This window comes from Luteibacter sp. TLI7-4A (assembly GCF_056754745.1).
This window is the reverse complement of record NZ_JBPGWO010000001.1, coordinates 471,927-494,913: the sequence shown is the minus strand read 5'-3', so window position 1 is coordinate 494,913 and position 22,987 is coordinate 471,927. Positions and strand designations below refer to the sequence as shown.

At 65.7% G+C, this 22,987-nt stretch carries 6 protein-coding genes; 4 read left to right on the top strand and 2 right to left on the bottom strand.

What is annotated here, in order from left to right:
• Positions 1-4: 4 nt before the first annotated feature.
• On the bottom strand, positions 5-12,877 hold the full coding sequence (locus tag ACR9Y6_RS02165) for a hemagglutinin repeat-containing protein (protein ID WP_481279787.1): 12,873 nt from the start codon (positions 12,875-12,877) through the stop codon (positions 5-7).
• Between the two features lie 45 nt (positions 12,878-12,922).
• On the bottom strand, positions 12,923-14,614 hold the full coding sequence (locus tag ACR9Y6_RS02160; protein ID WP_481279786.1) for a ShlB/FhaC/HecB family hemolysin secretion/activation protein: 1,692 nt from the start codon (positions 14,612-14,614) through the stop codon (positions 12,923-12,925).
• Between the two features lie 468 nt (positions 14,615-15,082).
• Between ACR9Y6_RS02160 and ACR9Y6_RS02155 the strand changes: the two genes are divergently transcribed.
• Genes ACR9Y6_RS02155 through ACR9Y6_RS02140 form a run of 4 tightly spaced genes read left to right on the top strand, consistent with a single transcriptional unit; the run spans position 15,083 to position 22,972 of the window.
• Positions 15,083-16,126, top strand: a complete 1,044-nt coding sequence (locus tag ACR9Y6_RS02155) for a glucokinase (RefSeq protein ID WP_481279785.1) — start codon at positions 15,083-15,085, stop codon at positions 16,124-16,126.
• A 50-nt stretch (positions 16,127-16,176) separates the two neighbouring features.
• A complete protein-coding gene (locus ACR9Y6_RS02150) occupies positions 16,177-18,519 on the top strand; it encodes a beta-N-acetylhexosaminidase (RefSeq protein WP_481279784.1) in 2,343 nt (780 codons plus the stop codon).
• Positions 18,516-21,119 (top strand): glycoside hydrolase family 3 protein, encoded by a 2,604-nt coding sequence (locus ACR9Y6_RS02145; RefSeq protein ID WP_481279783.1) that lies wholly within the window; start codon positions 18,516-18,518, stop codon positions 21,117-21,119. The genes ACR9Y6_RS02150 and ACR9Y6_RS02145 overlap by 4 nt, the downstream gene beginning before the upstream one ends.
• Positions 21,116-22,972: a glycoside hydrolase family 35 protein gene (locus ACR9Y6_RS02140; protein ID WP_481279782.1), complete on the top strand. Its 1,857-nt coding sequence runs from the start codon at positions 21,116-21,118 to the stop codon at positions 22,970-22,972. Before ACR9Y6_RS02145 ends, ACR9Y6_RS02140 begins: the two co-directional genes overlap by 4 nt.
• The last annotated feature ends 15 nt before the right edge of the window (positions 22,973-22,987 follow it).

The window sequence follows — 22,987 nt, the reverse complement described above, 5'->3', positions numbered from 1 at the left end:
ACGATCACCTCTTGAACTGAATGTCCTCGGGCTTTATCGCGCCGCCCGATTTTTCTACGATAGCCTTGATGATCCTCTGCGTCTGGCTCGAGTCAACGGTCTGGCCGCGAACATCGATAACGACCTTTTGTGTCATTCCTTGGGGAAGATTGTCGGCACGCTGCTTGGCTTGCGTAGCAACACTATTCACGAGCCCCTGCTCGTTATTCAGGAGATTGTAGTTTTTCACTTCGACGCTGCAGGTATTACCGACGCACCAGTCCGGCCTGACGCTTCCCGGCGTCCCGTACTTCACTTCTTCGCCGTCTTTATAGCTTACCTGCGGTCGCGCGTCGCCACCCAAGCCCTTCCCCACGTCAATTTCCGATTGCTTCGGGGTCGGACGACTTTCGATCGCAGCGATCCCGTCTTCGGCTAATATGACCTTGTCGGTGAAGCCGTCGGACTGCTGGACAATCGACTTAGCCGTGTCACGAATCGCGCCGCCAACAATCGCAAGACCCGCGTCTACAGCAACAGACGCGATGGTGTTCGAAGCAGGATGCACAAGGCCCAGCTGCTCAGGAGTTTGTGCATCGAAACCATACGTGCCGATCCATTGAGCGGTCGGATCGATCAGGTACTCCTGTTTTACGGCTTGAATCTGACCGGTGATACCTGACTTGTCCAAAGCAAGCCCGATACCAAACTTCGCAGGACCCGCCGTGGCAACGGCTACCGCATACCCCAGGGCTTCCGCATTCTCTGGACCAATCCAATTGACCACCTTCTCGACGCCCATTTCTCCGTTCGAAACGAGCCCAGTCAATGCCACGCCAGCGGATTGCCGGATGCTTCCCTGGATTGCATTCGAAGCCGTGTTCGGCGGAGGCGCGGAGCCAGAATCCGCGATCGCACCCGTAGCCGTGGTCGTGATGGGCCCGACGGTCACGGAACCGGCCACCTTCTCCATGACCTGGGCTTTCTGCGCGTCAGACAGGTCGTTGAACGATGCACCGTCGAACATGCGGTAGGAGGCCGCCTCCACCACCGCCAAACCATTCAGATTCTCATCCACTCCCGGCGTGGACAAAGCGGCGGCCAAGGCCACCGGATCAGCGCCGTTCTTGATGGCATCGTTGAGGATGCGTTCGCGCGCCGCCTTGACGGCCTCGTCGCCGCCCGTAGTGGATGCCAACCTGTCGTGGTCCCACTGAATGAGCTGGACGCGACCGTCACGATAGTCATAGTAGCCATAGGCCTGCGCATTCCCAGCGGTTGCAGCTGCGGTCGAGCCACCACCGACAAGCGAACCCACTCCATATCCGAGACCGATGGCCGCAAGATTCATCAGGCCACTCTTTTCGGCCACATCAGCATCAATACCGTTACGATGAAGTCCGGCGCTTATCGCTGACAGGAATTTGTCGTCGGACAACGCCCCTGCGGCTCCCCCGGCGACGCTGCCACCTCCCATGTAGGCCGACACGGTCCCGACCAGGACGTCAGTCGCAATCTTGTAGGAACCGCCATCACTCCAGTGACTCATGTCCGACATGGCGGCATCCCGCATCGCCAAGGCCGCCGCCCGCTCCTCGTCCGTGGAGGCAGACTGGTACGCGGCAGACGCCTGGTTCAACCGCTCGTTAGCCTTATCGCGCTGTTCCGTGACGACGCTCTTGGTTACGGAGTAACCGACCTGGGTCGCTACCTGGAAGAGCTCCTGCTGTTCCGCGAGCTTCTTCTCGTCGAACTGCTTCAGGCCTCCCGCATCGATATCGGGATGGCGATCAAGCCCGCTCAGGTCCACGCCCGGCTGGTTCCGAACGTCGATGAATCCTTCGGCGATACCCGCCTGCGTAGTACTGCTCGAGTTCTTCGACTGCGGAAGGCTCATGCTTCCCGAGAAACCACTCCCACTGCCGACCGAAATGCCTGCGCTGAAGGAGTGGTAGTCAGCCTTGTTCTCGACGTCGCTGTAGGTCAGCGAACCCGTACTCAGCGAATTCTTGGCCGCGTCGGCTGAGCTGGCGATTACGCCGCCCTTCAGGTCGGTATTGCCTCCAACGTAAATGTTGTAGCCGCCAGCGCCGGCGCCGATGCCGCTGACTTCGTCAACGCTTTTGTAGTTACTGGTAGTCTTGCCGACGGCGATATTGACCTGGCTGCCGTAGCCATACACATAGGTCCCACCCACCTGCCAGTACTGACTCGCGTAATCGTTCGTCGCTTGCTGACTGGCGACGTTGAGGTCACCGCCAATCGCCGCGACCACCGTTTCGCCCTTCGCCTGGGCGCCGCGAATATTGACGTCGTTACCAGAGACGATGCTTAGCGTGTCCGATGCATTGACCGAAGTATTCGCATTCGTGGTTCCGTTGCCGTGAGCAATGCCCTTGCCGACATTGGCCGTGACGTAGATACCGGTCTGGCTGCCGATGCTGAAGCCGATCTCGCCGCTGGCATTTGCACTGCTGCTCTTTTGGGTATGCGACTCGAGCTGGCTCAGCAGATTCAGGTCGCCGGTGGCAGCTAGGGCAACGTTCTTTCCGTCGATCTTGCTTCCGATAATGTTGAGGTCACCGTTCGTGGCGGCGATAGTGACGTCACCATCGCTACGGATCGTGCTTCCGGCCGTGGTGTCATCGTGCGTGGTCGAGTGACTGTTCGCTGTGCTCGCACCCAGACCGACACGGATGCTGACGCCGCTGGCCGCGGCGGAACCCTTGGCGTCATCCGCGTTGGCGGCTCCCATCCCCGTCTGTACGGTGTCATAGGCCCCCATCGCCGCCTGCGCCACATAGAGAGCCTTCAGGCGATCGTCATCCACCTGTCCAGCGCGATGTGCCGATGCGTACGCACTTTGGGCGGTGGTAACCATGCCGCCGGTCAAACCAACATTGATTCCGCCACTGTGGACCGACTGCGTCTGACGAGTGTCGACTATCCCAAGCCCAGCATCGATCGTGACGTTCTGGCCGATGATCGTCGTACCCGCGTGGCTGAGAACATCGGAACCGGTGATATGGACATCCTGGCCCGCTGCCAGCGTGACACGCCCATCGATGCTACCTATGAGGCTTCCGGTCGAATCGATCTGGGTGACGTCGAGCGTGTTCTTCTGCTTCTGATTTCCGATGGTGACCTGCAAACCGTTCTGGATGAAGCCCGAGGTCGATACGCTCTGTTCGTGCCCTTCGGCGTGCGTGCTGACCGCCGTTCCGATACTGAGGTTGTTACCCGCGGCCAGCATCACATCGTTGGTGCCGGCAACCTGTGCACCCTGCGTTGTAACGTCGTGCTTCGCACTAATTGAGACCGAGTCACCACTGATCGTCGTACCGACTGCGATGCGGTCTTGGCTCGTATCCGCATTCGCGCGGCTCTGCGTCTGGTAGTTCCAGTCGGCAGGCAGCAGGCCACGGGTCATGCCGGATCGCTTGGTGTTCTTGCTGTGGCTCTCGTCGTAGACATCCTCGCCGGCCAGAAGATTCACGTCGTGTCCCGCGGACAGCGCGATTGCATCAGCGGCCTTGACTTGCGCTGCCGTCGCCGTGAGGTCATTGCCTGCAACCAACTGGACGTTTTCGCCACTCAAGCGGGTGCCTACGGCATAGGTCTCTGACACCTCGTCATGAGTAGTCGTGGTCTTGCTGCTAAGCAGGCCACTCTTCTTTTTCTTGGTATCGGTAACGACCGTGTGCGTCTCTTCCCCCGCGGTGAGCGTCAGGTCGTGTCCCGCGGCCACGGTGAGATCGCCGGCCTTTGTACCTATCGTGGCGGCCTGCAGCGTTGCGTCGTGGCCAGCCACGAGTTGCACGCCGGTTCCAGCGTCCACCGTCACCCCACGCACTGTTTCGTCCGTCGTCGTTTGGGTGATGTGCGTCTTGCCTTCCTTCCAGCTTTGGCTGGTCGTTTGGCTGTCGGTGACGGCGGTGAATGTCAGGTCATTGCCGGCTTGGATTACTGCCGCGCCACCCGCCTTGAGCTGCGTACCTTCGAGCGTAGCGTCGTGCCCGGCGGCCACCGAGAGATCGCCGCCAGCGCCGAGGACCGAGACGTCATGAGTAAGCTTCGATGAACTGCCGTTGGTTGTCGCGGACAGCGAGAGATCGTTGCCCGCCAACAGCGCCATGTCTCCCCCGGCACTCAGCGCACTGGCCTGCACCCCAAGGTCGTGGCCGGCTTGCAGGACGAGAGAACCACCCGCCTCGACCGAGCTCTCCTGCGTCTGCGTCGTCCAGCGCGTCCCGCTCTGCACCGCACCCAGGGTCAGGTCGTTGCCCGCCTGAAGGGCTGCATTACCGCCAGCCTTGAGCGCGGTGGCGGATAGGCTCAGGTCGTTCCCAGCCACCAGCGACATATCCCTGCCGGCGCTTAGCGTGATGCCTTCTGCCTGGGTACCAGTGAGCGTGCTGCTCCAGGCGTACGGATGCGTCGTGGTGACGGTTGATTCCAGTGACAGGTTGTTACCTGCCGCCAGCGCGAGGCTGCCACCCGCCGATACCCCCTGCCCGCTCAACGTCAGGTCATGCCCCGCCGTAAGCAACGCGTCACCACCCGCCGTGACCTTCGTATGGTCGAGCGACAGATTGTTGCCCGCGCTGATCTGCAGGCCTTGCGTGGCGGTGATGCTCGCCCCATCCATGCCACGACCGACCAGCCCACCCACGTTCTCCGAACGAATATCACCGCCGGCGATCAGGCTGACGCCCGCGCCGTCGATGCGTCCGTTGATGTTCGTGATGTTTCCGGTGGTGTTGATCGCCGTAAGGCCGTCGCTGGAGATGCGGCCCGTATTGAGCAGGTCCTGCGCGGTGAGCAGCGTGCTGTTCTGGCCCTTGATCAGGCCGTCGTTCGACAGCTTGCCCGACGCCTCGATGCTCACGTCCTTGCCGGCGATCACCGCACCCTGCGCGGTCAGGCCAAGGCTTCCGCTGGCCAAGTACACCACGGGCACCAGCACTTCGTGTCCGTCCACGTTCTGCTGCACCATCCAGACGATGTCCTGGGTGAGTGCGCTGACCTGGGCGGCGGTGAGGGCCACGCCCACGCTCAGGCTCATGGCCTGGGCGACGTGCGTGGCGTTGTTCATCAGCGACTGGTATTCCTCCAGGCCACTGGAGTAATCGGCCAGGTAGGTGCGGCCGGTCAGCTGGGTCACCTGCTGGGTGACGAGCTGCTGCTCGTAGAAGCCATCGCCGAGGCGCATCATCGTGCGCGCCGGATCGACGCCCAGCTTGTCCAGCAGGTAATCGCTGCTGATGAACTGGCTGTAGTCGATGAAGCGGGAGTTGGTCTCGATCAGGTAGTTGCCGCTCGGCGGATGGCCGAGCAACGCCGTGAGATACGCATTGCCGAGCAAGCCGACGTTGCGTGCGGACGCGCCGTTGGCCAATGCCGAGAGCGAATCCGCGGCCACACCGTCCACCGCGCTACGCTCGCCTGCCGAGGCCGCGGTGATCTGGCCGCCCGTGGAAGGTCCATCCACCGCGACGCTTTCACCCGCACCGCCTCCGCGGACGCTATAGATGCCTCCTGTCGGCAAGGTCACGCCAGCCAGGGGCTGGCCCGCGCCGCCCAGCACCTGCGGGGCATGCCCGGTGGCCGGGTCGACCTGCGCGCCGACAGGCAGGCCCGCCGCGCCTTGTGCATTGCCCTTGTTCACGGATGCCAGGCCGATGGCCTGTGCGTTCGGATCGAGGCGCGTATTGCCGACCGGACGCCCGTCCGGCGTGACGCCGCCGTTGGATACATTCAGCCCGCCGATGGCGACACCCGCGGCACCCGACATCACCGCGCCCAGCGCGGTGTAGTTGTCGTGGATATAAGTCGAGGGATCGGTGTTCGGCCGCCGCGTATACGATTCCGTGTCGCCGCCCGCGTTGTCGCACAGGCTCTGGTCCGTACCGCAGCCGATATGATGGGTAACGGCGACCGTCTGAATGGTACGGCCCGCGGCCAGCGACTGGTTGGCGATGTTCTCGTTGCCGAACACCATGCCCGTACCGCCACCCGCCCCCTGCTGGTTCACGGCGAGGAAGCCATTCGCGGCGATGGTCGAGGTGCTGTTGGTCACCGAACCATACAGCGAGATATTGCCGCCCGCGACGATCTGCGATTGCGCACTGGCCGCATTCACCACCGTCTCGTCGATGGTGTGGTATTCGGTCCAGGTTTCGTACTCCTGCACCTTGTTGATCGCGTACTTGTAATCCGAGCGCGGCAACGGCTGCGACGCAGCCGATTCCTCGGCGGTCAACACGTGGCTGGTCGTGTTCAGTACGCGGCGCACGTTGTTGATCTGGTTCGCCGCCAGCAAGATGCTTCCCTGCGCCTGGATCGACCCGGAGAGGTTGTCGATCTGCCCCGCGCGCGTGTCGAACAGCCCTTGTCCATTGCGCGCCGCGCCAGCCACGTTGATGTTGCCGAGGCTGAAGATCTGCGCGTCGCGGTTGAGCAGGTAATTGGTGTAGATATCGACGTTGTTCGTCGCGGCGATCGTGCCGCTCTGGTAGGCCGCGTTGCCGGTGGCCTGGCCGAAGTCGGCGCCGTTGATCACGGTTCCGGCCTGGATGGTCACGTTGGTGCCCATGATGCTGCCGGTGTTGTTCACCGTACCGGCATGCAAACCGACCGTATTGCCCTGGATACTGCCCGCGTTGGTGATCGTCCCACCCGTGTTGAGCTGGGTGTTGGCCGAGTTGAGCAACGCGCCGGCACTGTTGGTGATGTTGGCCGCGCTGATGGTCAGGCCATTCACCGCCTGGATGCTGCCGTTATTGACGAACTGCCCATCCACGGCGAGGCTGAAGCCGCCATTGGCCTTGATGCTGGAACCCGCCGCCTGGACGTAATCACCCACGAGGTGCATGCCCAGCGTGTTGTTGGCGACGATGGAGCCCTGGCCGACGAGGTTGCGGATGTCGAGCACGACATTGCCGACACCGGCCACGCCGTCGATGCCCGCCTGCACGGTGCCGCCGCTGTTGTTCAGGCTGGCTAGGGTGAGGTTGAGCTGCCGCCCCGCCGTGATCTTGCCGCCAGCATTGATCGCCGACGCGCCGGCATTGACGAAGTTGAACGTGTTACCGGCATAGACCGTGCCGTTGCTGTTATCCAGCTGGCCGGTGCCGAGGGTCATGTTACCTGCGGCGACCAGCGTGCCACCCTGAGCATTCGAGATCGACGTACCCGAGAGGTTCACATCACCCTGCCCACCCAGCGTGCCGCCGCGGTTGTCGATACCGCCGCCCGATGTGACCTGGGTGAGCGCGGCGCTGGCATTGACGATGCGGCCACCGATGTTGGAGATCGACGCCGAGTTGAGCGTCGTGGCGCCGTTGGCCTCGATGCTGCCCGCGTTGTTATTGAGGTCGTTGGTGGCGCGCAAGTCGATGGCGCCACGGCTTTGCAGACGGCCGCCGGTGTTGGCCAGCGTATCCGTGGCCTGTATGTTGAGCTGGCCGCCGGAGATGACGCCGGCGTTGTTCACGCGCGCCGCATTGAGCTTGGCCAGCGTTCCCGCGGCGATCGTGCCGCTGCCGTTGTCGAGGGTGCCGCCGACGCCGAGCGTGACGGCGCCAGGAGTGGACTGGATGGTGCCACCCGCATTGGCGAGGCTCGCCGCGGTGAGTGAAAGATCGCCCGTCGTCGCCTGAAGCAATCCGCCCGCGTTGTTCACGCCATTGGCGACCGTTACGCCGAGCGTATTGCCCGAAATCGCGCCGTTCGCGGTATTGCTCAGTGAAGCGGCGCCAACAGTCGTGTTGCCATGCGCGTTGATCAGGCCGCCATCGTTGGCGATACCCGTCCCCGCCGTGACGCGCGTGGCGCCGTTTCCCGCAAGAGTGCCTTGGCGGTTGTCGATGTCCTGGTCGGCTTTCACGTCGAGCAGGCCATTGCCTGCCAACTGGATGCTGCCGCCGTTGTTGACCACCCATGCGCCGTGTACCGTCAGGTCGCTGCCATTGGTGGCGATGGTGCCGCCACTGTTGTCGAGCGTGCCTTGGGTGCCTAGCGTCCAGGCCGACGTCCCGGTCTGCAACAGCCGGCCGCGACCATTATCGATCGAAGCGGCGGTGAGCAGCAGCGCGTTCGCTTGCATGCGTGCATCGCGGCCATCCACGCCGCGATTCAACAGGGCGCCACTGGCCTGTGCTGTAAGCAGACCACCCACGGCGAGATCGCCAGCCGTGTGATCGATATTCCCCGCGCGGGCGACCAGCGTCGCGTCGCCGCCGGCACGCTGCGTGCCGTAGGACACGTCGATCGAGTTCGCCGCCGCATCCAGCGCGTGACCTGCGAGCAGGCTGCCATGCGCGGTCAGCGCCGAATCCGCCGACACATGCAAGTCGCCCACGGTGGCCAGCGTACCGTCGTCCTTCACGCCAGCCGCCAGCACGCCGGAGGCATCGACGCTGCCGCCATGCACGACCAAGTCGCCGGACGACAGCGTACGACCGTCGTTCTTCACGGCGGAGCCGTCGAGCGCGATGGTGCCGGCGGAGAGCGAACCCGCCTGGCTCAGGGTGGCACCGCTGGTCAGGGATGCGGTCTGTGCCGAAATGTCGCCCCTGGTTTCAAGGTCGCCGTCCGCATGCAAGGTGAGGTCGGTGGCGGCCAGTTGACCGCTTTGCCGGATAGCGCCCATGGCGGTCCCTTCGAGGCTCGCGGCCGACACCACGGTGCCACCCAGGACGAGATCGCCCTGCCGGGCCTGCAAGGTCATCTTGCCCTGCTGCGTGCCCAGGGTGCCGGTGCTGGCGATGCTGCCGCCTTTCACATCGAGCGACGTCGTCGCGACGACCTTGCCGGCGTTCGCGACCGCACCCGTCACGTCGATCGCCACGTCGGCCGCACCCGTGAACTCCGCGGAAGCGCCCTGCGTGAAGCTGGCGGCGCCGAGCGCCACCTTCCCACCCGCGTAAGCGGTGCCGCCGTTGCTCAGCGCGTTCGCGGCGTGCAGGTCGAGGTTGCCATCGGTCGAGATGGCCCCGGTATTGCCGATGCTGCCCGCCGTGACCGACAAGGCGCTCGATGCCAGCCATTGGCCCGCGTTGTTCACGGCACCCGCCGTGTCGATCCCGAGCACGCCACCTGCCTGGGTCGTGCCCGACAGGTCGATGTCTTCCTGCGTCGCCAGCGTCAGGTTCCGGGCGCTCGCCAACGTGCCCTTGCTGTCGATAGCCTTCGCCGTGACCGACAGGTCGCCGTTGGTCTGCAGCTTCCCGTTGGCATCTTGCGTCAACGCGCCGCCGCCCTGGACCGTGAGGTCTTGTTCGGATGCGAGGCTGCCGCGGTTGTCCAGGGTCCCGGCCGTGCGCACATCGAGCGCGCTCGTCGTGTAGACACTGCCCGTGTTGTGCAGGTCCCCGCCTGCATCGATGGCCAGCGCACCCGTCAGGGAGGTATCGCCGCCGAGTGTCATGTCGCCGACCGACACGAGCTTCGTGGCACCGGCGTTCATCGAACCGGACTGAACGAGGCCGGCTGCCGACACCGCGTCCAGCCGGCCCGCCGAGACGGTCTTGCCGGCCAGCGAGAGATCACCCTGGGTGGTGACGAGCGAGACATCGCCTGCGGTGCTGCCAAGCTGCCCCGTGCTGTTCAGGCTGCCCGCATGGATATCCAGGCCATGGCCGCCGACGATGGCACCGGCGCTGTCGAGCGCACCGGCGACAGCCAGCGTCAAGGCACCATCGGCATTGACCTGGCCGTCGCCAGTCTGGCTGAAACGTGCGGCGTCCAGGGCCAACACGTTGCCCGCATAGAGCAGCCCGGCACTGGCGATGTCCTGCGACGCGGTCAACGCGAGATCGTGTCCGGCACTGATCGCCGAGCCCTTCGCACTGTTGAAACGCGCGGCACGAACGACGCCGTCGCGAGCGGCGACGACCGTCGCGGCCTGCGACAACGTGCCGGCGATGTCCGCCCGCACGTCATGGGCTGCCTGCAAGCGGCCTGCAAGCGAAGCCGTACCGGCCTGGAGAATCAGGTCGTTACCGGCATCCAGCGTACCCACCGTCGTGACGTTCGCCGCGTCGAGCGAGAGGTCGCTACCGGCGTGCGTCGTACCGGCCTGATCGATGCTCGATGCAAGCAGGCTAAGCCCACCATCCGCGTAGACATCGCCACGGAGCACCATCGCCTGCGCGGCGTCGAACACCGCATTGCCCGAGGCGTGGATCGAACCGGCGAGCGTCATGGATTGCGCGGACGCCACGTCGATAGCGGCAGCGGTGAAGGCGCCATCGACCAGCAAATCGCCGGCCGAGCGCGCATGGAAGACGGATGCCGCCGATGCCACGCCGCCAAGATGCAGGTCACCGGCCGTGGTCAGCGTTGCCGAACCCGCCGTGCTCCCGAGCGAGCCTCGGGAGTCGATGCGCGCGGCATCGACGGTCAGAGCCTGGCCACCGACGACGCTTCCCGCGTTGTCGAGGGCATCGCGCAGATGCAGCGCCGCGGCACCGGCGGCACTGGCGGAACCCTCCGCGCCGACGGACACGGCGTTGGCCGTCAGGTCGAGCGTGCCGCCTGCATACAGCTTTCCTGTGTTGTCGACGTTCCCGTCCACGGATAGGTTCTGATTGCGGATAGCGGACAACTCGCCGGTGTTCGCCAAAGCACCACCGCGGACCATCGCATCGCGACCCGCGACCACCGTGGCGGCATTGACCAGCGTGCCCGGCGTGGACAGCGAAACGTCCCTGCCCGCCTGCAGGTTCCCCGCAAGACGGAGCGACTGCGCGTCGATGGCGACGTCGCCACCCGCATCGATCTGCTTAGAACTTTCCAGCGAAGCGGCGCGCAAACGGAAGTCGGTGCCTGCGTGCAACGTACCGGTGTTGCCCACGGCACCATCCGCATTGAGCGTGAGCCGGCCATCGGCGTAAAGCGAACCCGCATTGGCAAGATCGCGCACCGTATGCACCTGTGCATCGCCGCGCGCATAGGTTTCGCCGCTGTTATCGAATGAACCGATGTCGGCGTCGAGATTGCCCGTCGTGAGCTGCCCCTGTTGGCGAACCGCACCCGGCGTCCGCAGGCTCAGTGTGCCCCCCACGACCGTGTTACCCGCCAGGGTGACATCCGTGGCACCGGCCAGCGATGCATCGCCTTGCCGCGTGCCGAGTTCCCCGTGGCTGGTAATCGCATGTGCGGCCAAGGACAAACCGTCGCCACCGACAAGGCTGCCATCGTTGTCCACGTCGCCGGCCACGGCGATCCGTGCGCCGTGCACGCCATAAAGCTGGCCCGTCACGCCCTGTGCCAGCGATGCCGCATTCACGACCACGCCGCCGGCCGCGTACAGCGTGCCCTGGTTGAACAGCGTGCCCGCCGTATTCACCGCCAGGTCGGCGCCCGAGGAAACGATCGCCGCGGACCGGTTGGTGAGATTCGCCGCCAGCAGGTCGAGCCGGCCGCCCGAGACGATGACCGCGCTGTTGTTCAACTGGCCAGCCGCATGCACGGCTACGTCGCCGCCGCCTTGCACGGCACCTTGCAGACTGGCGTCGCCACGAGTCGACAGGGCCAACGCTCCACCGGCATCGACGATACCGCTGCTGTTCACCGCGCCCGTATCGAGGACTAGCCCATTCCCTGCATGAAGCGTACTCGCCGACGTGGTCTCAAGGAGGCCAGCCACCGTGACGTTACCGCCGCCCAGGCCATAGAGCGTGCCGGCGTTGCGCAGGTTGCCCGCGCGAATGTCGAACGACCCGTCGCTGTAGATCAATCCGGTATTGCGCAGTTCCTGCGCCGCATACACCGCCAGGTCACCGCCCGCGCTCAGCCGTCCCGACACGTCGGTATCGCCAGCGACGTTCACGCCCAGCCCACCGCCCGAGATGACACGGCCCGGCACGGCAAGGGGGCCGCGAGCGGTCAGCGAGACATTGCCATTCTGCGTACCGAACGTGCCTTCCACGGTCACCGGACCCGCGGCGTCGAGGGACGCGTTGCCCAGTGCCACCGTCGTGCCGCCGATTCGCACCTCGCCCGCGCTGCTCAGGGTGAGATCACCCGCCTGGGCCGCGATGGCGCCACTGCTGACCACGCCGACGCCCGCCTCGGTACCGACGAGGCGGATCTTTTCCGCATACATGCCGCCAAGCGCGGCCACGTCGATGGCGACGGCCGGACGCGCCGCGTCGGCCGCATTGGCGCGCACGCCTGCGTCGGCGTAGTTCACGTCGTTGCTACCGCTGACGACGTCGAGCTCCTTGGCCCAGAGGCTGCCATTCACCTGCACCGCGCGGGCGATGAGGTCGGTGCGATCCACCACCGAACCGTCCAGTCCGCCACTGCCGATGGCGATGCTGCCGCCGGTGACGTGGAAGGCATCGAGGCTGCCGCTGCCGCCGAACACGGGGGTGCCCGTGGTGAGCGTGAAGCGTTGGCTGTTGATCACGCCGCAGCCGTCGCAGGTGATGCCGTAAGGATTGGCGATCACCACCGGAGCCGCCTTGCCGCCCACTTCGATATAGCCGCGCAGGCTGCTCGGCAGCGTCGAGGTCACCTCGTTGAGGATCAGCGATGCTTCGCCGCCCTTGAGGTTGTCGTTGCCGGCGACGTAGCCACCAAGCTGGGTCCGCACGATGCCCGCGCTGTTATTGAGGATCACGCCACGCTGGTCGACGTCGAAGCGCTGGTATTTGTTGTGCGATACACCCTTCGCATTCGGGGCGACGATGTTCACCACGGGCACGCCGTTCGCCGCCGAATCCATCGTCGGCCGGTGTGCGCCCGCCGCTGCGTCCGGCACCTGCTGCGCCCACGACACGACGGGTATGCCCAATGTCGCCAGGGCGATCGCTAGCGCGAGCGCGCGCACCACGGAGATTGCCACTTCGCCCTGCTGGCGCATCATCGTTTCCTTGATCGTCTTCATGACCCATGCCCCTTGTCGGTGCCGGCTCCGGCACCCTGCCCGAATTCAGTACTGGTAGATCAGCTGGAAGCCCGTCGCCGGTTGTTCCGTGTCGAACCCACGCGGCGCGTGGATGCGCCGCCCGACGAAAAGATCCCAGCTCAAACCGCGATAGCTGCCGCGCAAACCGAGGACCGCGCCCGTCAGCTGGCGATGCCCCTCTTGCGTGGACGGTCCCGCGATACGGCCGATGTCCATCCCGAGGTACGGTGCGAGCGCCCCGAGCGGCAGCGTGAAGGTGTTGCGCAGGTACGCGCCGCGCTCGCCGGCCAGCGTCTGTTCGCCATCGAAGCCCCGCACCGAATAGCGACCGCCGATGGTGATCAGTTCGGCGGCGGGTAGATGGTCGGTGGAACGCTGCAATCGCAGGCTGCTATCCCAGATGACCTGCCGTCCGGCGAGATTCAGCGGCTGGCTCAACGAAAGGTCGAGCGTGGTCAGGCCGTAGCGGTTGGTGGGGAAGCCCACCTGTGGGTCGTAGCCGATCCACTGGCTGCCGAACCAAGGCGTGCCACGCTGGTAACCGAGGCGCGCGTCCAGTTGTGCCTGTCCGATGTAATGACGATGCACGAGGGCGAGTTCGGCGCTGGCGACGCGCTGGCGCTGGATGCCCACTTCGACACCCTGGATGTAGCTGTGCGCGTTGCGCGCGGCCAGCCGCATCTCCAGCGAGGTCTTGCTCGACGTGCCACGGGTGAGCAACCGCTGCACCGTGATGTCGCTCGACGTCGACGTGCCGGTGGATCGAAAGCGGCTATTGAACCCTTCGATCCATTGCCTGTAGCGATAGGTGGAGATTGAGCCGCTGAAGGTCCACCACCCCCAGGGAACGCTGTACGTCGCGTTCTCGCTGAAGGTGCTGCCGCCGTCCGCATGGGTGAACAACGCATGGCCTGCGCCGATCGAGAAAAGGTCGTTCAGGCCCAGCGGATTGTCGAGGGACACATTGAGGTTGCCCTGGTTCTTGCCCGTGCCCTTGAGCCCCGAATCGCCCGCATCGACCACGACGTGCCAGCGGCGCGTGGTGTGCACCGTGAGCACCACGTCGGACTCGCCCACCTTCTCGGCCGGCGCGATATCCATGGTCACGTCCTGCGAAGGAACCCGCTTGAGTTGTTCGAGGCCTTGCTCGATCGCATGCAGGTTGAGCAGGTCGCCTTCGCGGATCGGGAACGCAGTGTGCCAGTCGAGTTCCGGTGAGCCGGGCGCGAAACGGATGTGCCGCAAGGTGCCGGGCACGAGCAACATGCGCAGGTGGCCCTGCGAGAGGTCCTGGGCGGGCACGCCGACGCGGGTGGTCACGAAGCCACGCGCGATCATCAGATTGGAGAGCCGGCGTTGCAGCGCTTCCAGCCCGTCGCGCCCCACGCATTGGCCCACGAAGCGATCGAGGTAACGTTGCGCCCAGGCGAAATCCGCCACGCGCTCGCCTTCCAGGCGCAGGCTCTGCAGGGGAAAGCATGGCGTTTCCTTCGGCAAGGGCGCATCGAGCCGCTCGACATTCGTCGGCGGGCCTGCCTGGAACGGCGCGTCCTTACGCTCCGCCTCCTTCTGTTCGAGTTGCTGTGCGCGACGCAGCTGCTCTTGCTTGTCCAGCGTGGACTGCTGCGCCGGCACCGTACCGCTGGCACCGATCGCAAGCAGGGAAATCAGCCCGTATGTCGCCGTGCGCCGGCGACCTTCCCCTTTCAACCTCATGACCTACTGCTCCTACCGTCCTGGTATGAGGGACACGGGAACTCTCTCGAGTGGCCGTGCCCCGGCTCTTCGGGAACAGGTGATCGGCAGGAAGCGGGGGAACTTTAGGGCCCCTGTAAGGATGTGATGGGAGGCTATGGTGGGAGCCGACCCTGTCGGCGATGGGTGCTTGCCGTAATCTGGCCCGCTGTCGCGGGATCGCCGACAGGGTCGGCTCCCACCAGGGTGGTCGTGACCTGGCCCGCTGACGTGGGATCGTCGACGGGGTCGGCTTCCACGGGATGACGGTTCCCATCGCCAGGTTATGAAATCTGTTTTTATGATTGTGATATTTACATGTTTTCACCAGTAAACATTAAATTCATTGACAACGTTGTCATGCGCGGGAAAGACTCCATGGGTCTTTTCGCGCTACGACGGGGCCTCTCGTCCCCTGCGCGATCGCTTTCACGCACGGGGTAGTCGTCCATGGGGAAGGTGGTTAACCAGTCGGTGTTCGCGCATGCCGCGGTGTCGCGGCGGCCGGTGCTGGCGGCGGATGTCGGGGGGACCCATGCGCGTGTCGCGCTGGTCCTGGGCCGGGGAGATGCGCGGTCGCCCGTGCAGGTGCTGAGCCACCATCGTTATGTCGGCGCCGAATGGCCCAGCCTCGCGGCCATTCTCGATGACTTCCTGACCACCCATGCCGCTTTGGCTCCGCTCGGTATCGAGCGCTGCGCCATCGCCATCGCCGGCTACGTGCTGGGCGACCATGTCGCGAACAGCAACCTGCCCTGGCAGGTTTCGCTTCCGGAAATCCGGTCGGTACCGGGCATCGAGGCACTCGATGTGGTCAACGACTTCGAGGCCGTGGCCTACGCCAGCCAGTTCATCGACCATGCCGACACCACCACGATCCTTCCTGGCCTCGCGGACGGCGCTGGCGGCCCGGTACTCGTCATGGGCCCCGGTACCGGACTCGGCTCCGCCGTGCTCCTGCCCGGCGTGCCCTACGCGCAGGTCCTGCCGACCGAAGCGGGCCAGATCGCGCTCGCCCCGGGTAACGACCGGGAAATCGAGATCCTGCGGATCCTCGCGCGCACGCGCCCGTACGTCTCCTACGAATCGATCCTGTCCGGCCCCGGCCTGCTCGACACCTATCGCGCCATTGCGGAACTGTCGGGACGGGAAGCCACGCTCGCCACGCCCGATGCGGTGAGTGCGGCAGGCATTGCCCACGCCGATCCGACCGCGCACGCCGCGCTGGATGTGTTCTGCGGCGTGCTCGGCGGATTCGTCGGCGACCTGGTGATGCTGTACGGCGCACGCGGCGGCGCTTTCCTCGCCGGCGGATTCCTCCCGCAGATGCGCGATTTCCTCCTGGCCAGCCGTTTCCGCGAACGCTACTTCAACAAGGGCGTGATGCGTCCCTTCCTCGAACGGGTCCCGATACGCCTCGTCGAGCATGGGCAACTGGGCGTCGTGGGCGCCGCCACGCTGCACGCCGCGGCCCGCGTGGGCTCCAGTCACTGAACAAGCGCCGACCGGTGCCGCGCTACCCGTTCCAGTAAGGATGCGATCCGATGATCCAGGCTACGACGATCCGCACCGTGCGCCATTGGAGCTGCCTCTTCGCCATCGGGCTGGCATGCCTCGGTGGCGGCGCCGCCCACGCCACTGCTCCGCCCTTGATCCCGATACCGGCGGAAGTGCGCAAGGCCAGCGGGGCGTTCGATATCGACGCGCAGACGGCCATCGCCTTCGCGCCGGGCGACACGAAGGCCGAGGCGGCGGCCCGCTATCTCGCGGAGGAACTGCGCCGCAGCCGTGGCCTCACCCTGGCGGTGACGGCCACCGCACATCCCACCGCCCACGCCATCGTGTTGCGCAGCGATCCCAAGGCATCCGTGGAGCAACGCGAGGGATACTCGCTGGATATCGACGGCGACGGTGCCCGCATCGTCTCGCGCGACGCGGCGGGCCTGTTCTACGGAGCGGTGACGTTCTGGCAACTTGCGACCGCCGATGGCAAGCACGGATCGACCCACGTTCCTGGCGTATCGATCCGCGACTGGCCGCGCTTCGAATGGCGTGGCCTCATGCTCGACGTCGCCCGCCACTTCCACGACGTCGCGACGGTGAAGCAGGTGCTCGACGCGATGGCGGAACACAAGCTCAACGTCTTCCACTGGCACCTCAGCGACGACCAGGGCTGGCGCGTCGAGATCAAGCGCTATCCCCTGCTGACGAGCGTCGGTGGATGGCGGACTCCCCCGGGCGCGGGAACCCATGGCGAGCCGATGCGTTACGGTGGCTTCTATACGCAGGAACAGATCCGCGACGTGGTGGCCTACGCCGCCGCCCGCCACATCACCGTCGTACCCGAACTGGACATGCCCGGCCACGCGCAGGCGGCCGTGGCCTCGTATCCGGACATCGTCGGCGTCAACGGCGACCATCCCGCCGTGTCCGTGGACTGGGGAGTGAATCCCTATCTCTACAACGTCGATGAGAAGAGCTTCACCTTCATCGAGAACGTGCTCGACGAGGTGATGGCGCTGTTCCCGTCCACGTACATCCACCTTGGCGGCGACGAGGCCGTGAAGGACCAGTGGAAGAACTCACCGACCGTCCAGGCCAGGATGAAGTCGCTGGGCATCACCGACGAAAACGCCTTGCAGAGCTGGTTCACCGACCGCCTGGGCGACTACCTGGCGAAACATGGGCGCCGCCTGATCGGCTGGGACGAGATCCTCGAAGGCGGGCTCCCGCGCACGGCCTCCGTCATGTCATGGCGTGGCGTGCAGGGCGCCATCGACGCGGCCAGGAAGGACCACGACGTGGTGCTCGCACCGGCGGGCTGGATGTACTTCGACAACCTGCAAAGCGATCGTGCGGACGAACCCAATGGCCGCCTCTCGGTACTGGCGCTGGAGCGCGTCTATGGCTTCGAACCGGTGGACGCCTCGCTCACGCCGGAGCAGGCACGTCATGTGCTGGGTGCCGAGGCCACGCTGTGGAGCGAATTCATTCCGTCGGCGCGGCACATACAGCATGCCCTCTTCCCGCGCATGGATGCGATGGCCGAGATCGCCTGGTCGCCGCGCGAAACGCGCCATTGGCAAGGCTTCCTGCAACGCCTGCCCGCGCAGATGCGGCGTTACGCGGCGCTCGACATCGCCGCGTCCGACACCGCGTTCGCGCCGGCCATCCATGTGGACGGCGACGTCGCCCAGATCCTCCACGATGGGAAGGCGACCGTGCGCATCGATAACCAGGCCGCCTTCGGCACGCTGCGCTATACGACGGACGGAAGCGCGCCGGGGAAGGACGCCAGCACCTATACCGCGCCGTTCACGGTGAACCTTCCCACGACGGTGCGTGCCGTCACCTTCGCGCCCGATGGAACGGCCATCGCCGGCGTACGCATGCGAACGGTCGATCGCGACGATTTGCTGACGCGGCGCAATGGCGAGCTCATGAAGTGTCCCGACGGCAGCCTCGGCTTGCGCATGCCCCTGCTGCCGGACCTGGCCGCGATGGATACACCCGTGTACGACATCGACCTGTTCCATGCCTGCTGGGTCTACCCGGAGGCACCGCTGGACGGGATAACGGGGATCCGCATCGAGGCGGCGCGCCTGGCGCGCAATTATGGACTCGCGCACGAGCTGTCGAAGGTCGTGTCTTATCCCGCGAAAACGGCCAACGGCGAGCTGGAGGTCCATCAGGACAGCTGCACCGGCCCGATGTTGGCCAGCTTTCCGCTGCCGGAAGGCAACGCCTTGGGCGAGCCGATCGTGCTACACGGCAAGCTGCCTGCGCTGCACGGGGAACACGACCTCTGCCTGCGCGTGACCGCACCGACGGACGGGCCGCTGTATGGTCTGGGCTCGGTGAAGCTGACAGGAAGCCATCCACGATGATGTACGCACGCCTTGCCCGCCGCCTGTTTGCCTGTGCCGCCGCCGTCACGCTCGCCGGTGCCGTGCGCGCGGCGGAATCGGCCACGCCGGAACAAAAGGCGAGCGGCCTCGTCGCCCGCATGAGCCTGGACGAAAAGGTCGCCCAGTTGCAGAGCGCGGCGCCTGCGCTGCCGCGGCTCGGCATTCCCGCCTACGAATGGTGGAACGAAGGCCTTCATGGGGCGGCGCGCGCCGGCTACGCCACGGTGTTTCCCCAGGCCATCGGTCTCGCGGCGGGTTGGCATCCGGAGCTGATGCGGCAGGTGGGCGAGGTTGTCTCGCGCGAAGCCCGCGCACGGTTCGATGCCATCGGCGCGGGACACGATCACGGCCGCTACGAGGGCCTGACCATCTGGTCGCCGAACGTCAACATCTTCCGTGATCCTCGGTGGGGACGTGGCCAGGAGACCTACGGCGAGGATCCCTACCTCACGGGCAGGCTCGCCGTGGCATTCGTGCAGGGAATCCAGGGACCGGACCCGGCGCACCCACGCGCCATCGCCACGCCCAAGCACTTCGCCGTGCACAGCGGTCCCGAAGCGGGACGCCACGGCTTCGATGTCGATGTTTCCCCCTACGATCTCGAAGCCACCTTCCTGCCCGCGTTCCGCGCGGCGGTGACCGAAGGCCAGGCGGGCTCGGTCATGTGCGCGTACAACGCGCTGCACGGTACGCCGGTGTGCGCCGACAGCGGACTGCTGGGCGACATCCTGCGCAAGGGCTGGGGATTCAAGGGCTATGTCGTGTCCGACTGCGACGCCGTCGACGACATGACGAAGTTCCATTACTACAAGGCGGACAATGCCGCTTCGTCGGCCGCCGCGATCAGTGCGGGCACCGACCTCGATTGCGGATATGCCTATGCCGGGCTGGCCGAGGCCGTCAAACGCGGGGACGTCGGCGAGTCCGTCCTCGACGCCTCGCTCGTCCGGTTGTTCGCGGCGCGATATCGCCTTGGTGAACTCGGAGCCTCCACGGCGAAGCCCTCCACCATCGACGTAAAGGCGAACGCGGCGCTTGCCCTGCGCGCGGCGCTGGAATCGATGGTCCTGCTGAAGAACGACGGCGATACCCTGCCCTTGCGAGGCACGCCGCGCATCGCCGTGATCGGGCCGAACGCCGATACGGTGGAGACACTGGAAGCCAACTACCACGGCACGCCGCGTGCGCCGGTCACGCCCCTGCAAGGCCTCCGTGCACGATTCGGCGCCGACCGCGTGAGCTATGCGCAGGGATCGCCCGTCGCGGCCGGGGTGCCGGTGCCCGTGCCGGAGACGGCGCTGCGGACGAGCACCGCCGCCGATGCCGCCGTTGGCCTCACCGGCGAATATTTCGACAACGTGGCCTTCGACGGCGCACCCCGCACCATCCGCGTGGATCGCAGCGTCAATTTCGATTGGGACCACGTCTCCCCCGCGAACCTCCCCAAGGGCCGTTACGCCGTACGCTGGACCGGTGCGATCGTGCCGCCGGGCCCCGGCGACTACACGTTGGCCGTGCACGTCGAGCGTTGCTTCGATTGTGCCGGTCACGATGCCGTGCGGCTCTTCGTCGACGGCAAGCCGGTGATCGACGATAAGGGCGACGACAAGCACGCGCAGGCGACCCTGCATTTCGACGACACCCGCCCGCACGACGTGCGCCTTGAGTTTGTCCATGGCGGCGAAGACCAGGGCGTGCGCCTGCAATGGCTGGCGCCCGCCGCCGCGCAACTCGCCGAGGCCGGACATGCCGTCGCAGCGGCCGATGTCACGCTGGCCTTCGTCGGACTGTCTCCCGATGTGGAAGGCGAGGAGTTGCACGTCGATGTCCCCGGCTTCGACGGCGGCGACCGCACGGACATCGGTCTTCCCGCTCCCCAGCAGGCCTTGCTGGAGCGCGCGGCCGCGAGTGGCAAACCGTTGGTCGTCGTGCTCATGTCGGGAAGCGCGGTCGCGCTCGACTGGGCGAAGGAACATGCGTCGGCCATCGTCGCCGCCTGGTACCCCGGGGAAAGCGGCGGTACTGCCATCGCACAGGTACTGGCAGGCGACTACAACCCGGCCGGCCGCTTGCCCGTGACGTTCTACCGGTCGGTGCGCGACCTGCCTCCGTTCACCAATTACCAGATGAAGGGCCGCACCTACCGCTACTTCGAGGGAACGCCTCTGTATCCCTTCGGCCGTGGGCTCAGCTACACGCGTTTCTCCTACGCCAAGGCCAGCGCGTCTACTGCCGGTATCGACGCGGGACAATCCGTCACGGTGAGCGTCGAGGTGCGCAATAGCGGGCAGCGCGCGGGCGACGAAGTGGTGCAGGCATATCTCAGCTATCCGCCGGACGATGCGCTCGCGCCGAAACGGTCCCTTGTCGGCTTCCAGCGCGTGCATCTCGCGCCGGGCGAAAACCGCCGCGTGACCTTCGAGCTCGATCCGCGCCGCATGAGTTCGGTGGACTCTACCGGTCAGCGAGCGGTCCTGCCGGGCGACTACGGCGTCTTTCTCGGCGGAGGCCAGCCGGGCGACGCCGCCGGTGAGCGTGCCGGTTTCACGATACGCGGACGACAGGCGCTGCCGCGATGACAAGGCATCGCATAAAGTATCCGACCCTCGCGCGGCTTGCCATCGCCTTGGCGATGTTCGGCGGCACGGTTCCCTCCGCCTCCGCCAATCCGCCGGTCAGCGTCTCCGGCGCGCACTTCATGCGCGAGGGCAAGCCGTACCAGATCATCTCGGGCGACATGCATTTCCAGAGGGTACCGCGCGAGTACTGGGCCGACCGGCTGCGCAAGGCGCGTGCGATGGGCCTCAACACGGTCACCACGTACGTGTTCTGGAACCTGCTGGAGCCTTCGCCGGGCCGTTTCGATTTCAGTGGCGGCAACGATGTCGCCGCCTTCGTGAAGGCGGCCCAGGCCGAAGGCTTGAACGTGATCCTGCGACCCGGTCCGTACATCTGCGGCGAGTGGGACGCGGGCGGCTATCCCGCGTGGTTGTTCGCCGATCCCAGCCTGCGCGTGCGTTCGCGCGATCCGCGTTTCCTGGCTGCTTCCGATCGATACCTGCAACGTCTCGGCAAGGAGCTGGCACCGCTGATGGCGAGCCACGGTGGACCCATCATCGCCACCGAACTGGAGAACGAGTACGGCTCGTACGACGACGACAAGGTCTATCTCGTCGACATCCGCGCGATGCTCAAGCGCGCGGGGCTCGCCGATGATCTTCTGCTCACTTACGACGGTCCGGACCTGCTCGCCCACGGCACCTTGCCCGATGTCACCGCGGTGATCGATTTCTCGCCAGGCGAGGCGAAAAAGAGTTTCGAAATGCTCGAGCGGTTCCGTCCCGGATCGCCACGCATGGCGGGCGAGTACTGGGCCGGCTGGTTCGACCAGTGGGGCGGGAAGCACGCCGCGACGGACGCGAAGCAGCAGGGCGACGAACTGGCCTGGATGCTCGAACAGGGTTATTCGGTGAACGTGTACCTCGTGCACGGCGGCACCAGTTTCGGCTTCATGAACGGCGCGAACTTCCAGGGTGGCCCCGCGGATCACTACGCACCGCAGACCACCAGCTACGACTACGACGCCGCGCTCGACGAAGCCGGGCGGCCGACGCCGAAGTTCACGCGGTTCCGCGACATCATCGCCAAGGCCACGGGAGTGACACCGCCTTCCCTGCCCCCGTCGCCTCCCGTGCGCGCGCTTCCCGCATTCTCCCTGGGTGAATCCGCATCGCTGTGGGACAACCTGCCCGCCCCGCAAGCCTCCGACCTTCCCAAACCCATGGAAGCCTACGGTCAGGCCTATGGCTACACGCTCTACCGGACCACGGTACACGGCCCCTTCCACGGCTCGCTCTACCTCGGCGACGTCCGCGACTATGCAGCCGTCTATCTCGACCGCCAGCCGCGCGGCACGGTGGAGCGTCGGCTGAAGCAGGTGGCTGTCGACATCGACATGGCGGCGGGCGAGCACACGCTCGACATCCTGGTCGAGAACTCCGGGCGCGTGAACTACGGACCCCACCTGGAAGACGGCCGCGCCGGCCTCGTCGATCCCGTGATGCTCGGCGAAACGATCCTGCATGGCTGGCAGGTGTTCCCGCTGCCGATGTCTTCGCCTGACACCTTGCGCGCCTGGACCACCGGCGAGGTCGATGGCCCCGCCTTCCATCGTGGAACGGCCACGGTCGACACGCCGGCGGATACCTTTCTCGACGTTCGCGCCTTCGGCAAGGGCTTCGCCTGGCTCAACGGTGTCAACCTCGGCCGGATCTGGTCCATCGGGCCGCAACACGACTTGTACGCTCCCGCGCCATGGTTCCACCACGGCGTGAACCAGGTGGTGGTGTTCGATTTCGGTACCCGCCACCAGCCCGTCATGCGTGGCGTGGACCGGCGCCTGTGGTCCGACCCGCCGAAAACGACGCCCTGAATCCTTTCCCGCTCG